Genomic DNA, 352 nt, shown 5'->3' with positions numbered 1-352 from the left:
ACCTCAAGGTTACTGGGATTGAACTGCAAAACCGTCATCAGCTGTGTGACGACAGGGAGTACATTCGACACGTCCGCGTAACGGCAACGTGTCGAATACGTGGGAACGTATTCTCCACCCTTCTTGATCTCGATCACGGTATGAACATATCCGTGTTCGTGTTCCACCTGCTGATCACGTCCCGGCTTCGTCGGGAGCTTGCGCGAACGTTGATCGAACTTGTCGAACTTGAACGTAAGGCGCAGGCCGCCTAGTGCGATTTGAACTTTCTCCGAATCGCTTTCCGGTTTCTCGTTGAGGCCGACGATGGGTTGACGCGCAGGATCGTGCACATAATCGACACGCAGAACTG

At 53.4% G+C, this 352-nt stretch carries 1 protein-coding gene; it reads right to left on the bottom strand.

Going from position 1 to position 352, the window contains the following annotated elements; genetic code table 11:
• Positions 1–352 (bottom strand): hypothetical protein (locus AC1RPH_RS08060; protein WP_481762067.1); only part of this gene is annotated, 352 nt, incomplete at both ends.

The organism is Dellaglioa sp. CoH-57-MRSF-16 (assembly GCF_056782055.1).
This window is presented reverse-complemented; position numbering and strand designations above follow the sequence as displayed.